The sequence below is a fragment of the Pseudomonas sp. S3E17 genome, from assembly GCF_024168685.1.
GTDB classification, from domain to species: domain Bacteria; phylum Pseudomonadota; class Gammaproteobacteria; order Pseudomonadales; family Pseudomonadaceae; genus Aquipseudomonas; species Aquipseudomonas marginalis.
Window position 1 is genome coordinate 3,940,783 of the sequence record NZ_JALJWE010000001.1, and the last position, 12,940, is coordinate 3,953,722.

The following is a 12,940-nucleotide window of genomic DNA, read 5'->3' on the forward strand; positions in this document are numbered from 1 at the left end:
TAACGTGTAACGAGGGGGAAACACCATGTACCTGACACCTCAGCATATCCTGCTCGCTGGCGCCTCTGGCCTGACCGGCGAACACCTGCTCGACCGCCTGCTCAACGAACCTACCGTGACCCGCGTGCTGGCGCCCAGCCGCAAGCCGCTGGCCGAGCATCCGCACCTGGAAAACCCGGTGGGCGACCCGGCGGTGTTCCTGCCGCAACTGAGCGGCCAGGTGGATATTGCCTTCTGCTGCCTGGGTACCACCATCAAGAAAGCCGGTTCGGAAGAAGCTTTTCGTGCCGTCGACCTGGATATGGTCGTAGCCTTTGCCAAGCGCGCGCGGGAGATGGGCGCGCGGCACCTGATCGTGATCAGTGCGATTGGCGCCGATCCGAAATCCTCGGTGTTCTACAACCGGGTCAAAGGGGAAATGGAACAGGCACTCAAGGCCCAGGACTGGCCGCAACTGACCATCGTGCGACCTTCGTTGCTGCTGGGGGAACGGCTGGAGCCCCGCTTGGCCGAGCAGCTGGCCGGGCCGCTGTCACGGTTGATTCCGGGGAAATACCACGGCATTGAAGTCTGCGAACTGGCCCGGGCCATGTGGCGCCTGGCGCTGGAAGAGCAGGATGGGGTGCGGGTGGTGGAGTCGGACGAACTGCGCAAGCTCGGTAAGTAAGGCCTCCCACATTAGTTTTGTGGTGCCCAGGTCAGCGCTAGAGCCCGCCCGTGGCGTTAAATCCCACACCGAGCACCGTCAACACCGACAGCGGCAATAAAAGCGTGTCGAGCAACGCGCTGGCCGGCAGGTCTACGCCGGGATAGCTGGGCGCCTCGGCACCGAACCGGTCCTTGGCGCAGCAACCTCCGTTCATTGCATACAAATCCAATCGCGTGCCGGCATACACCACCGGCGCACCGGGCTGCGCGGCGTCCAGGGTACGCGCGGTGGCGCAGCCGGCCAATTGCAGCGCCAGTATCACCAACAGCGCCTTATTCATCGCTGCTCAAATGGTGTTCGCCCCAACGCGGCAGCATGTCCTGGGGGATATTCAGCAGGTTGAGAATGCGCGCCACCACGAAATCCACCAGGTCATCGATGGTCTGCGGCTGGTGATAGAAGCCGGGCGACGCCGGCAGGATGGTCACCCCCAGGTTCGACAGCTTGAGCATGTGCTCCAGATGAATGCTCGAGTACGGCGCCTCACGCGGCACCAGGATCAACTGGCGGCGCTCCTTCAACGTCACGTCGGCGGCGCGTTCGATCAGGTTGTTGCAAGCGCCGGTGGCAATCGCCGACAGCGTACCGGTGGAGCACGGCACCACGACCATTGCCGCCGGCGCACCGGAGCCCGAAGCCACCGGCGACATCCAGTCTTCCTTGCCGTAGACCTTGATCTGCCCCGCCGCCGCACCGGTGTACTCGGTGAGGAAGGCTTGCATCATCTGCACCTTGGCTGGCAGCGCGACATCAGTCTCGGTGGCCATCACCAACTGCGCGGCCTTGGAGATCAGAAAGTGCACCTCACGGTCTTCACGCACCAGGCAATCGAGCAGGCGCAAGCCATAGGGCGCGCCGGATGCGCCGGTCATCGCCAGGGTGACGCGCTCCGGGCCACTCATTTCAGGGCCTCGGCCAGTTTGCCGTGCAAGCCGCCGAAGCCGCCGTTGCTCATCACCACCACATGGGTGCCAGGCTTGGCCTGTTGCTTGACGAACGCAATGATGCCCTCGATGGAATCACAGACTTTCGACGGCACCGTGCACTGCGCCGCAATCGCCGGCAGGTCCCAGCCCAGGTTGGCCGGGGCATACCACACCACCTGGTCGGCATCGTTAACGCTTTCCGGCAGGCCGTCGCGGTGTGCGCCGAGCTTCATGGAGTTTGAGCGCGGCTCGACAATCGCAATGATCGGGGCATCGCCAACGCGTTTGCGCAAGCCGTCGAGGGTGGTGGCAATGGCCGTTGGGTGGTGGGCAAAGTCGTCGTAGATGGTAATCCCATTCACGTCGGCGACCTTTTCCATACGGCGCTTCACGCTTTTGAACGCACTCAACGCAGCAATGCCCATGGACGGCACCACGCCCACATGCCGCGCGGCCGCCAGGGTGACCAAGGCATTGGCGACGTTGTGCTGGCCAGTCATGTCCCACTCGACGATGCCTTGGGCCTCGCCTTCAAACAGCACTTCAAACCGGGAACCGTCTTCACTGAGCAACTTGACCTGCCATTGCCCACCCGCACCGGTGGTTTGCACCGGGGTCCAGCAGCCCATCTCGATCACGCGTTGCAAGGCTGGCTCGGTGGTCGGGTGGATGACCAGGCCTTCGCTCGGAATGGTGCGTACCAAATGGTGGAACTGCCGCTCGATGGCCGCCAGGTCGGGGAAAATATCCGCGTGATCGAACTCAAGGTTGTTGAGGATCGCCGTGCGCGGGCGGTAGTGGACGAACTTGGAACGCTTGTCGAAGAACGCACTGTCGTACTCGTCGGCTTCGATCACGAAGAACGGCGTATCACCCAGGCGCGCCGACACCGAGAAGTTCTGCGGCACGCCGCCGATCAGGAAGCCCGGGCTCATGCCCGCGTGTTCCAGCACCCAGGCGAGCATGCTGCTGGTGGTGGTCTTGCCGTGGGTGCCGGCAACGGCCAGTACCCAGCGGCCTTGCAGCACATGGTCGGCCAGCCACTGTGGGCCAGACACGTAAGGCAAGCCTTTGTTGAGCACGTATTCGACAGCCGGATTGCCCCGGGACATGGCATTGCCGATTACCACCAGGTCCGGCACCGGGTCGAATTGCGCCGGGTCGTAACCCTGGGTCAGCTCAATACCCTGGGCCTCGAGTTGCGTGCTCATGGGTGGGTAAACATTGGCATCGGAGCCCGTTACGTGATGGCCCAGTTCTTTGGCCAGAACCGCCATCGAACCCATGAAGGTGCCGCAGATACCAAGAATATGAATATGCATAGTCGACCTCGTAAACATCGAGGCAGGTTAGCGCAGGGGGGCGAAAATCGCACTCTTTAGCTGTAGGACCGATCTATGGCGCAGCCCGTGCAATACCGTGCCGGCGCAGCTTTCTATACAGCGTGTTACGGCTGACCCCCAACTGCTCCGCCGTATGGGTCATGTGCCAGCGTTGTTGCTCCAGGGCCGTGAGCAGGGCGAGTCGCTCGGCGTCGCCCAGGGGCGACTCTGCAAGCCTGGTCTCGGCCACAGCTTGCGGCCGTGCCTGGCGAATCAACGCGGGCAAATCCTCAAGGCCGACCCGCCCGTCGTCGCACAGCGCCGCCAGCGTACGCAACACCGTGCGCAGTTGCCGGACGTTGCCGGGCCAGGGGTAGGTCAGCAGCGCCGAACGCGCCGCCGGGTCGAGTTTTATGCTCTGGCCGCCCGCCTCCTGCGCCAGCAGGAAATCCAGCAACTGAGGCTTATCGCTGCGTTCACGCAACGCTGGCAAACCGACTTCCAGGCCGTTGAGCCGGTAATACAGGTCTTCCCGAAAACTTCCGTCCTGCACGCGCTCCAGCAAATTCCGGTGAGTCGCGCTGATAATTCTGACATCAACCGCCTGGGGCTCGCCACCGATGGGCACCACCATGCGGTCCTCCAGCACCCTTAACAGGCGCGTCTGCAGCGCCAACGGCATATCGCCGATTTCATCGAGGAACAGCGTACCGCCGTCGGCCTGCTGCAACTTGCCCTGCATGCCGTCCTTGCGCGCGCCGGTAAAGCTGCCGCCGCGATAGCCGAACAGTTCGCTTTCGATCAGGCTTTCCGGGATGGCGGCGCAGTTGAGGGCAACGAACGCCTTGTCGGCACGCTGGCTGGCGTGATGCACCGCCTTGGCGAAGGCCTCTTTGCCGGAGCCGGTTTCGCCGTTGATCAGCAGGGGCACATCGCGCTCGAATACCCGCAGCGCTTTGCGGAAGTCGCTCTGCAGCGCCGGGTCGCCCAGGCAGATACCGGCCAGCCGTACCGGCTCAGGCTTGGCGATGGGCGCAGGCACACTGCGCGATTGGCCACGCAAGGCCGCGAACAAGTGCCGGCCATCCCGCGTGCGCAATGGCCAACTGGCGGTGGCATTGGCACTGGCGCGACCGAGCAGTTGGTCCAGGGAGCACTCGAACAACGCCTCCACCGGCTGCCCCAACAACCCGCCACGCACCTGCCCCAGCAGATTGAGTGCGCTCTGGTTGACGGCACATATCCGACCTTCGCCGTCAAACGCCAACAACCCTTCGCTGAACAGGCCCACCGACTCGGCCTGCAGGTGAAAGCGCAGCAGCCAGTGGTTTTCGAAGTGACGCAGGAAGTAGCAACTCTCGATCATCTTCGCCGACAGGTTGACCAGCGCCATGGTGTGGAACTGGCTCTGGCGCGACACCTCCTCCCGGGCCGACGACACGTCCAGCACCGCCAACAGGTCGCCGTGGGGGTCGAACACCGGGCTCGCCGAACAGGTCAGCCCGGTGTGGCGCCCACGAAAATGTTCATCGCGATGAATGGTCAACGACTGGCGCTCCACCAGGCAGGTGCCGATGCCATTGGTGCCCTCGCACGCTTCGCTCCAATCGGCACCGAGCCACAGCCCGGCGCGTTCGAAAATCTTGCGCTCGGACGGTGCCGTGACACAGTTGAGGATCACCCCACGGGCATCGGTCAGCAGCACCGCGTGGCCAGCGCCCGACAGCTGCTGGTGCAGGCTGTTCATCTCGCTGCCGGCGATATGCAGCACCTGTTGCAGGCGCTCGCGGCTTTCCAGCAGGCGGTCGTGCTCAAGCACCGTAGGGGCGATGGTCTGGGCAGGATCGAGGTGGTAGTCCTCCAGGCAGCGCAGCCAGGAGCGGGCGATGGACGGGTCGCTCGACGGGTCGCGCCCACGCGCCACAGTGAGGACTTGCTGGGCATGGCGACTGAAATGATCGTTGTGCATGTTCTTATTATTCTCCCTGCGTGAGAGCCACCAGCATCCCCCAGGCACCCAGCCAATGCAATCCCGGACCGACCCGCCGGTCACGGCTTGTACCGTTTATGGCACAAACTGTCACAGCGCCTGTACCAGCCGTGTCACAGCAACGCCTTGCAACAAACCCCAAGCCCTTGATTTTCCTGGCCTGCAAAGCAGTGGCCCAACCTTTGCTCTACGCTTTATCAAGCGCTTGCGCGCTGCACTCCAATAAACATAAAAGCCAGGAGATACCCACCATGCGTTACGCACACCCCGGTACTGAAGGCGCGATCGTTTCGTTCAAGGCCAAGTACGGCAACTACATTGGTGGCGAATTCGTTGCCCCGGTCGATGGCAACTATTTCACCAACACCTCGCCGGTCAACGGCAAGCCTATCGCCGAATTCCCGCGCTCCACTGCCAAAGACATCGACAAGGCGCTGGACGCCGCCCACGCTGCCGCTGACGCCTGGGGCAAGACCTCGGCCCAGGACCGCTCGCTGGTGCTGCTGAAAATCGCCGACCGCATCGAACAGAACCTCGAACTGCTGGCCATCACCGAAACCTGGGACAACGGCAAGGCCGTGCGTGAAACCCTCAACGCCGACATCCCGCTGGCCGCCGACCACTTCCGCTACTTCGCCGGTTGCATCCGCGCCCAGGAAGGCACCAGCGCCGAGATCAACGAACACACCGCGTCCTATCACTTCCACGAGCCGCTGGGCGTGGTCGGCCAGATCATCCCGTGGAACTTCCCGCTGCTGATGGCCGCGTGGAAACTCGCCCCGGCCCTGGCCGCCGGCAACTGCGTGGTGCTCAAGCCTGCCGAGCAAACACCGCTGGGCATCAACGTGCTGCTGGAAGTCATCGGCGACCTACTGCCACCGGGCGTGCTGAACGTGGTGCACGGCTTCGGCAAGGAAGCCGGCGAAGCCCTGGCCACCAGCAAGCGTATCGCCAAGATCGCCTTCACCGGTTCGACCCCGGTGGGTTCGCACATCATGCATGCCGCGGCCACCAACATCATTCCGTCCACCGTCGAGCTGGGCGGCAAGTCGCCGAATATCTTCTTCGCCGACATCATGAAAGCCGAACCGTCGTTCATCGAGAAAGCCGCCGAAGGCCTGGTGCTGGCGTTCTTCAACCAGGGCGAAGTGTGCACCTGCCCATCCCGCGCGCTGGTGGAAGAGTCGATCTACGACGACTTCATGAAAGTGGTGATGAAGAAGGTCGAGCAGATCAAGCGCGGCGACCCGCTGGACACCGACACCATGGTCGGCGCCCAGGCGTCCGAGCAGCAGTTCGACAAGATCCTGTCCTACCTGGAAATTGCCAAGGGCGAAGGCGCGCAATTGCTCACCGGCGGCAAGGTCGAGCAACTCACCGGCGATATGGCTGGCGGCTATTACATCCAGCCGACCCTGCTCAAGGGCACCAATGAAATGCGCGTGTTCCAGGAAGAAATCTTCGGCCCGGTGGTGAGCATCACCACCTTCAAGGACGAAGCCGAAGCCCTGGCGATTGCCAACGACACCGAGTTCGGCCTGGGCGCCGGTGTGTGGACCCGCGACATCAACCGCGCCTACCGCATGGGCCGCGCGATCAAGGCGGGCCGCGTGTGGACCAACTGCTATCACCTGTACCCGGCGCATGCCGCGTTTGGCGGTTACAAGAAGTCCGGCGTGGGCCGTGAGACCCACAAGATGATGTTGGATCACTACCAGCAGACCAAGAACCTGCTGGTGAGCTACGACATTAATCCATTGGGCTTCTTCTAACCCACAACACCCTCCCACCTTTGAAATGCCATCAAGTGTGGGAGGGGGTTTGCCCCTCCCACACTTGGATCTCCACAAGTACTTGCCAATTGCATTCGGCACACAGAGGCCGAGTTAAAAAACAATAACAATGAAAGGTACTTTCCCATGCCTAGCGAACCGACTGGATCTTCTGTCGACTTCGAAAAAGTCGACTCCCAATACTTCCAACAACGCGAACTGAAAAAAGGCGCCGCCGGCTGGGTCCTGCTGGTTGGTCTTGGCGTTGCCTACGTCATCTCCGGCGACTACGCCGGCTGGAACTTCGGCCTGGCCCAGGGTGGCTGGGGCGGGATGTTCCTCGCCACATTGCTGATGGCCACCATGTACCTGTGCATGTGCTTTTCCCTGGCCGAACTGTCTTCCATGATCCCCACCGCCGGCGGTGGCTACGGTTTTGCCCGCAGTGCCTTCGGGCCCTGGGGCGGGTTCCTGACGGGCACCGCCATCCTGATCGAATACGCCATCGCCCCCGCCGCCATCGCGGTGTTTATCGGCGCCTATTGCGAGTCGCTGTTCGGCATCGGCGGCTGGATGATTTACCTGGCGTTCTACATCATCTTTATCGGCATCCATATCTTTGGCGTCGGCGAAGCCTTGAAGCTGATGTTCGTGATCACCGCCATCGCCGCGATTGCGCTGGGCGTGTTCCTGGTGTCGATGGTGCCGCACTTCAATGTCGCCAACCTGCTGGATATTCCGGTGACCGAGGCCAAGGGCGCCAGCACCTTCCTGCCATTTGGCTATGTTGGCGTGTGGGCGGCGATCCCCTATGCGATCTGGTTTTTCCTCGCCGTAGAAGGCGTGCCACTGGCCGCCGAAGAAACCAAGAACCCCAAGCGCGACCTGCCCCGGGGCCTGATCGGCGCTATTGTGGTGCTGACCAGCTTTGCCCTGTTGATCCTGGTGATCGCACCGGGCGGCGCGGGCACCTACGCGCTGGTCAAATCCGGTAACCCGCTGGTGGAAGCGCTGGCGCTGTCCTATGGCGGTTCGACCTGGATGGGCAGTTTCGTCAACCTGGTCGGCCTGGCCGGCTTGATCGCGAGCTTTTTCTCGATTATCTACGCCTATTCGCGGCAGATCTTCGCTTTGTCCCGTGCCGGCTACCTGCCACGCAAACTGTCCCAGACCAACAAGAGCAAGGCCCCGGTACTGGCCCTGGTGATCCCCGGGATTATCGGCTTCGGCCTGTCGCTGACCGGCCAAGGGGATTTGTTGATTCTTGTGGCCGTGTTTGGCGCGACCATTTCCTACGTGCTGATGATGGCCGCGCACATCACCCTGCGCATCCGTCGCCCCAAAATGGACCGGCCTTATCGCACGCCGGGCGGCATCTTCACCTCCGGTGTCGCCTTGGTACTGGCCTGCGTGGCCGTCGTTGCGGGCTTTTTGGTGGATCCACGGGTGGTGATTGGCGCCGCGATCATCTATGGAGTATTAATTGCTTACTTTGCTTTCTACAGCCGGCATCACTTGGTAGCAGGCACGCCCGAAGAAGAATTCGCCGCGATCCAGGCCGCAGAGGCCGCCTTGCACTAACTGCCGTAAACCTCGACGCGAGTTCCTCTCCCGCCCGCGTCGTCAAGGAGACACTGTATGGCAAGCTTTTCCCACGCGGTGGGTGCACAGACCTACCGCTTCGACAGCCTCAAGGACGTGATGGCCAAGGCCAGTCCCGCCCGCTCCGGGGACTTTCTCGCCGGCGTCGCTGCGCAGAACGACGGTGAGCGGGTCGCGGCGCAAATGGCCTTGGCCAACATTCCGCTCAAGCACTTCCTCGAAGAAGCGCTGATCCCCTATGAAAGCGATGAAGTCACCCGGCTTATCATCGACACCCACGACAAGCAGGCTTTCGCCGTGGTCAGCCACCTGACCGTCGGCGCCCTGCGCGACTGGCTGCTCAGCGACGCCGCCGATGAACAATCCCTACGCGCATTGGCGCCGGGGCTGACACCGGAAATGGCCGCGGCCGTGTCCAAAATCATGCGGGTGCAGGACCTGGTCCTGGTGGCGCAGAAGATCCGAGTGGTCACCCGGTTTCGCGGCACCCTGGGCCTGCGCGGGCGCCTGTCGACCCGCCTGCAACCCAACCACCCGACCGACGAGCCGGCGGGCATCGCTGCGAGCATTCTCGACGGCCTGCTCTACGGCAACGGCGACGCCATGATCGGCATCAACCCGGCCACCGACAGCATCGCCTCGATCTGCGCCATGCTGGAGATGCTCGACGCAATCATCCAGCGCTACGAAATCCCCACCCAGGCCTGTGTGCTGACCCACGTCACCACTTCCATCGAAGCCATCAACCGCGGCGTGCCGCTGGACCTGGTGTTCCAGTCGATTGCCGGCACCGAGGCGGCCAATGCCAGTTTCGGCATCAGCCTGAGCGTACTGCAGGAAGGTTACGAGGCGGGTTTGAGCCTGAACCGGGGCACCTTGGGCCAGAACCTGATGTATTTCGAAACCGGCCAGGGCAGTGCCTTGTCGGCCAACGCGCACTTTGGCGTCGACCAGCAAACCTGCGAAACCCGCGCCTATGCGGTGGCCCGGCACTTCAAGCCATTTTTGGTGAACACCGTGGTCGGCTTTATCGGCCCCGAGTACCTGTACAACGGCAAGCAGATCATCCGCGCCGGCCTTGAAGACCACTTCTGCGGCAAGCTGCTGGGCGTGCCCATGGGCTGCGACATCTGCTACACCAACCACGCCGAAGCCGACCAGGACGACATGGACACCCTGCTGACCCTGCTGGGTGTTGCCGGGATCAACTTCATCATGGGCATCCCCGGCTCCGACGACATCATGCTCAACTACCAGACCACCTCGTTCCACGACGCCTTGTACGCTCGCCAGACATTGGGTTTAAAGCCGGCGCCGGAGTTTGAACAGTGGCTGGCCAAAATGGGCATCTTTACGCAAGCGGACGGCAAGGTGCGCTTCGGCAACAGCCTGCCACCGGCGTTTCGCCACGCCCTGGCGCAATTGGGATGAAGGAGCCGCCTGTGCAACTCGACCTGCCTGAAAACCCGTGGCTGGAACTGCGCCGCCTGACCCCGGCGCGAATTGCCCTGGGCCGCACCGGCACCAGCATTCCCACCAACGCCCAACTTGATTTCCAATTTGCCCACGCCCAGGCACGGGACGCGGTGCACCTGCCCTTCGACCACGGCGGCCTGAGCAGTCAACTGGCCGAACGTGGGCGCGATAGCCTGTTGCTGCACAGTGCCGCAACCGACCGGCACAGCTACCTGCAACGCCCGGATCTGGGGCGGCGCCTGAGTGACGAGTCGGCCCAGCGCCTGCGGGATTACGCGGCTGCGCATCCGGGCGGCATGGACCTGGCGGTCGTGGTGGCGGACGGTCTGTCGGCGCTGGCAGTGCATAAACATACGTTGCCGTTTCTGACGCGCATGGAAGAACAGACCCACGCCGAAGGGTGGTCCTTGTCGCCGGTTATCCTGGTGGAACAGGGCCGCGTGGCGGTCGCGGATGAAATCGGGCAACTGCTCGGCGCCAAGATGGTGGTGATCCTCATCGGTGAACGGCCGGGGCTCAGTTCGCCGGACAGTTTGGGGCTGTACTTCACCTACAACCCCAAGGTCGGCCTCACCGATGCCTATCGCAACTGCATCTCCAATGTACGTTTGGAAGGCCTGAGCTATGGCATGGCGGCCCATCGCTTGCTGTACTTGATGCGAGAGGCGTGTCGCCGGCAGCTGTCGGGGGTCAACCTGAAGGACGAGGCCCAGCTTCAGACGATCGAATCCGACGACCCGGACCTGATGAAGGGCAATTTCCTGCTCAGCCCACCCACCGACTGATCCCGGCACGATTGCGCTTTTTCGCGCCTTTAGGCAGCATCAAGTCACGGCCGCTCGTGTGGTCATACCCCATTTGGAAGTTGAGGCCTGGCATGCGGATTACTCAAGCGACCCTGGAACACCTGGACCTGTTGACCCCGTTGTTCGTCAAGTACCGCGAGTTCTACGGGGCCCTGCCCTTTCCGGATTCGTCACGGGCCTTCCTGGAAAAGCGCCTGCGCCGCAAGGAGTCGGTGATCTACCTGGCCCTGGCCGATGACGACGACAAACGCCTGCTCGGGTTTTGCCAGCTTTACCCGAGCTTTTCCTCGCTGTCGCTTAAACGCGTGTGGATCCTCAACGACATCTATGTGGCCGAAGACGCGCGCCGGCAACTGGTGGCGGATAACCTGATGCGCACGGCGAAGAAAATGGCCAAGGAAACCCACGCGGTGCGGCTGCGGGTATCGACCAGCAGTGACAACCAAGTGGCGCAGAAGACGTACGAGTCCATCGGGTTTCGTGAAGACACCGAGTTCAAGAACTACACCTTGCCGATCAGCGAAGACTGACGCACTGACAGCATGGACACCTTGTGGGAGGGGGCTTGCCCCCGATAGCGGTTTGTCAGTCAGACTATTTATAACTGACCCACCGCTTTCGCGAGCAAGCCCGCTCCCACATTGAATTTCTGGCGATCTTCAGACCTCACGCCACGACATCCCCCGCTACAAAACCAACAGGCTTTTCACCTCTCAATCCGTATAATGCGGACCTTTCAGGGTTGTAAGAAACACTACATACACGTGTAGCCTTATTACCCGAGCTTCCGCACAGGCCTGCCGAGTCGGGCCGTTCACACAGGTGCCATCCATGGATTTCAACCCGCTCGACCTTATCCTGCATCTCGACGTGTACCTCGACATGCTGGTAACCAATTATGGTCCGTGGATATACGCCATTCTGTTCCTGGTCATCTTTTGCGAAACCGGCCTGGTGGTCATGCCGTTCCTGCCGGGTGATTCGCTGCTGTTTATCGCCGGCGCCGTCGCTGCGGGCGGTGGCATGGACCCGGTATTGCTGGGCGGGCTGCTGATGCTGGCGGCAATCCTCGGCGACAGTACCAATTACGTGATCGGGCGAACGGCGGGAGAACGCCTGTTCAGCAACCCGAACTCGAAAATCTTCCGCCGCGACTACCTGCAAAAAACCCACGACTTCTACGACAGGCACGGCGGCAAGACCGTGACCCTGGCGCGCTTCCTGCCGATCCTGCGCACCTTTGCACCGTTCGTTGCCGGCATCGCGAAAATGCCCTATGCACGCTTCTTCGGTTTCAGCGTGCTGGGCACCATCCTCTGGGTCGGCGGCCTGGTGACCCTGGGCTACTTCTTCGGCAACGTGCCATTTATCAAGAAAAACCTCTCGCTGCTGGTGGTGTTCATCATCCTGCTGTCGCTGGTGCCGATGATCATTGGCGTGTTCCGCAGCCGCTTTGGTCGCACGTCTTCAGAAGCCAAGTCGCAGTAACCCGGCATGTGGTCCCTCAGCGCCTGGCGGCGCCGACGCCTGCTGGCCAAGCACCCGATTGCCGATGACACCTGGCAGCGGGTGCGCCACCACCTAACCTTCCTCGACGGCATCAGCGCCGAGCAGGACCAGTGGCTGCGCGAAGCCTGCGTGGTGTTCCTCGCCGAAAAACACCTCACCGCCCTGCCCGGCGTCGAGCTGCACCAGGAACAACGCCTGCTGCTCGCCGCCCAGGCGCAACTGCCGCTGATGAACCTGGGCGACCTCGACTGGTACCAGGGTTTCCATGAAATCGTGCTGTACCCCGACGACTTCCTCAGCCCTCAACGCCATCGCGACAGCAGCGGCATCGAACACGAGTGGGACGGCGAACACAGCGGCGAGGCCTGGCAGCAAGGCCCGGTGATCCTCGCCTGGCCCGGCGTACTGGCCAGCGGTCAGTGGGAAGGCTACAACCTGGTGATCCACGAGCTGGCGCACAAGCTGGACATGCTCAACGGCGACGCCAACGGCCTGCCGCCGCTGCACCACGACATGCGCGTGCAGGAGTGGGCCAGCGTGATGCAGGGTGCTTATGACGACCTCAATCGCCAGCTGGACGCCAACCCCGATGCAGAGACGGAGATAGACCCCTACGCGGCGGAAAACCCGGCGGAGTTCTTTGCCGTCACCAGCGAATATTTTTTCAGCGCCCCGGATTTACTCGTCAACAGTTATCCACAGGTGTACGCCCAACTCAGCCGCTTTTATCGCCAGGATCCCTTGGCCCGCCTGACCCGACTGCAAGCGCACGACCCGCGTTATCAGCCACAAGACGAATGACCGTACGACGTCTGGCGCATGGCATCG

General features: G+C 62.3%; 12 protein-coding genes. 8 read left to right on the forward strand and 4 right to left on the reverse strand.

Going from position 1 to position 12,940, the window contains the following annotated elements; all coding sequences use genetic code 11:
* Window positions 1-25: 25 nt before the first annotated feature.
* Window positions 26-667 carry an oxidoreductase gene (locus tag J3D60_RS17630; RefSeq protein WP_027605224.1) on the forward strand — a complete coding sequence of 214 codons (642 nt, stop codon included), beginning with the start codon at window positions 26-28 and terminating at the stop codon, window positions 665-667.
* 37 nt (window positions 668-704) lie between these two features.
* On the opposite strand, the gene J3D60_RS17635 is transcribed toward J3D60_RS17630, so the two are convergent.
* From J3D60_RS17635 to J3D60_RS17650, 4 genes are all read right to left on the reverse strand, one after another.
* The gene (locus J3D60_RS17635; protein ID WP_027605223.1) at window positions 705-989 is read right to left on the reverse strand and encodes a YceK/YidQ family lipoprotein; all 285 of its coding nucleotides are present in this window, start codon (window positions 987-989) and stop codon (window positions 705-707) included.
* On the reverse strand, window positions 982-1,611 hold the full coding sequence (ubiX, locus tag J3D60_RS17640) for a flavin prenyltransferase UbiX (protein WP_027605222.1): 630 nt from the start codon (window positions 1,609-1,611) through the stop codon (window positions 982-984). The genes J3D60_RS17635 and ubiX overlap by 8 nt, the downstream gene beginning before the upstream one ends.
* Complete coding sequence (gene mpl / locus J3D60_RS17645) at window positions 1,608-2,957, reverse strand: UDP-N-acetylmuramate:L-alanyl-gamma-D-glutamyl-meso-diaminopimelate ligase (RefSeq protein ID WP_253492180.1); 1,350 nt, start codon at window positions 2,955-2,957, stop codon at window positions 1,608-1,610. The genes ubiX and mpl overlap by 4 nt, the downstream gene beginning before the upstream one ends.
* 73 nt (window positions 2,958-3,030) lie before the next feature.
* Window positions 3,031-4,926 (reverse strand): sigma-54-dependent Fis family transcriptional regulator, encoded by a 1,896-nt coding sequence (locus J3D60_RS17650; protein WP_253492182.1) that lies wholly within the window; start codon window positions 4,924-4,926, stop codon window positions 3,031-3,033.
* 272 nt (window positions 4,927-5,198) lie between these two features.
* Between J3D60_RS17650 and J3D60_RS17655 the strand changes: the two genes are divergently transcribed.
* The 7 genes from J3D60_RS17655 to J3D60_RS17685 all read left to right on the forward strand — a co-directional run bounded on the left by J3D60_RS17655 (window position 5,199) and on the right by J3D60_RS17685 (window position 12,913).
* A complete protein-coding gene (locus J3D60_RS17655; protein ID WP_253492184.1) occupies window positions 5,199-6,719 on the forward strand; it encodes an aldehyde dehydrogenase family protein in 1,521 nt (506 codons plus the stop codon).
* A 147-nt stretch (window positions 6,720-6,866) separates the two neighbouring features.
* Window positions 6,867-8,300, forward strand: a complete 1,434-nt coding sequence (eat, locus tag J3D60_RS17660; RefSeq protein WP_024077594.1) for an ethanolamine permease — start codon at window positions 6,867-6,869, stop codon at window positions 8,298-8,300.
* A 57-nt stretch (window positions 8,301-8,357) separates the two neighbouring features.
* Entirely contained in the window at window positions 8,358-9,752 is a 1,395-nt protein-coding gene (locus tag J3D60_RS17665) for an ethanolamine ammonia-lyase subunit EutB (protein WP_253492186.1), read from the forward strand.
* A complete protein-coding gene (gene eutC / locus J3D60_RS17670) occupies window positions 9,749-10,582 on the forward strand; it encodes an ethanolamine ammonia-lyase subunit EutC (RefSeq protein WP_253492187.1) in 834 nt (277 codons plus the stop codon). Before J3D60_RS17665 ends, eutC begins: the two co-directional genes overlap by 4 nt.
* Before the next feature lie 92 nt (window positions 10,583-10,674).
* Window positions 10,675-11,133, forward strand: coding sequence for an N-acetyltransferase (locus J3D60_RS17675; RefSeq protein WP_053138152.1), 459 nt, complete (start codon window positions 10,675-10,677; stop codon window positions 11,131-11,133).
* A 301-nt stretch (window positions 11,134-11,434) separates the two neighbouring features.
* Window positions 11,435-12,091 carry a DedA family protein gene (locus J3D60_RS17680; RefSeq protein ID WP_027605215.1) on the forward strand — a complete coding sequence of 219 codons (657 nt, stop codon included), beginning with the start codon at window positions 11,435-11,437 and terminating at the stop codon, window positions 12,089-12,091.
* 6 nt (window positions 12,092-12,097) lie between these two features.
* A complete protein-coding gene (locus tag J3D60_RS17685; RefSeq protein ID WP_253492188.1) occupies window positions 12,098-12,913 on the forward strand; it encodes a zinc-dependent peptidase in 816 nt (271 codons plus the stop codon).
* The last annotated feature ends 27 nt before the right edge of the window (window positions 12,914-12,940 follow it).

What these genes read in the sequence shown, in the direction of transcription:
- J3D60_RS17630 (WP_027605224.1), top strand. Translation starts at nt 26, where the DNA reads ATGTACCTGACACCTCAGCATATCCTGCTCGCTGGCGCCTCTGGCCTG.
- J3D60_RS17635 (WP_027605223.1), bottom strand. Translation starts at nt 989, where the DNA reads ATGAATAAGGCGCTGTTGGTGATACTGGCGCTGCAATTGGCCGGCTGC.
- ubiX (WP_027605222.1), bottom strand. Translation starts at nt 1,611, where the DNA reads ATGAGTGGCCCGGAGCGCGTCACCCTGGCGATGACCGGCGCATCCGGC.
- mpl (WP_253492180.1), bottom strand. Translation starts at nt 2,957, where the DNA reads ATGCATATTCATATTCTTGGTATCTGCGGCACCTTCATGGGTTCGATG.
- J3D60_RS17650 (WP_253492182.1), bottom strand. Translation starts at nt 4,926, where the DNA reads ATGCACAACGATCATTTCAGTCGCCATGCCCAGCAAGTCCTCACTGTG.
- J3D60_RS17655 (WP_253492184.1), top strand. Translation starts at nt 5,199, where the DNA reads ATGCGTTACGCACACCCCGGTACTGAAGGCGCGATCGTTTCGTTCAAG.
- eat (WP_024077594.1), top strand. Translation starts at nt 6,867, where the DNA reads ATGCCTAGCGAACCGACTGGATCTTCTGTCGACTTCGAAAAAGTCGAC.
- J3D60_RS17665 (WP_253492186.1), top strand. Translation starts at nt 8,358, where the DNA reads ATGGCAAGCTTTTCCCACGCGGTGGGTGCACAGACCTACCGCTTCGAC.
- eutC (WP_253492187.1), top strand. Translation starts at nt 9,749, where the DNA reads ATGAAGGAGCCGCCTGTGCAACTCGACCTGCCTGAAAACCCGTGGCTG.
- J3D60_RS17675 (WP_053138152.1), top strand. Translation starts at nt 10,675, where the DNA reads ATGCGGATTACTCAAGCGACCCTGGAACACCTGGACCTGTTGACCCCG.
- J3D60_RS17680 (WP_027605215.1), top strand. Translation starts at nt 11,435, where the DNA reads ATGGATTTCAACCCGCTCGACCTTATCCTGCATCTCGACGTGTACCTC.
- J3D60_RS17685 (WP_253492188.1), top strand. Translation starts at nt 12,098, where the DNA reads ATGTGGTCCCTCAGCGCCTGGCGGCGCCGACGCCTGCTGGCCAAGCAC.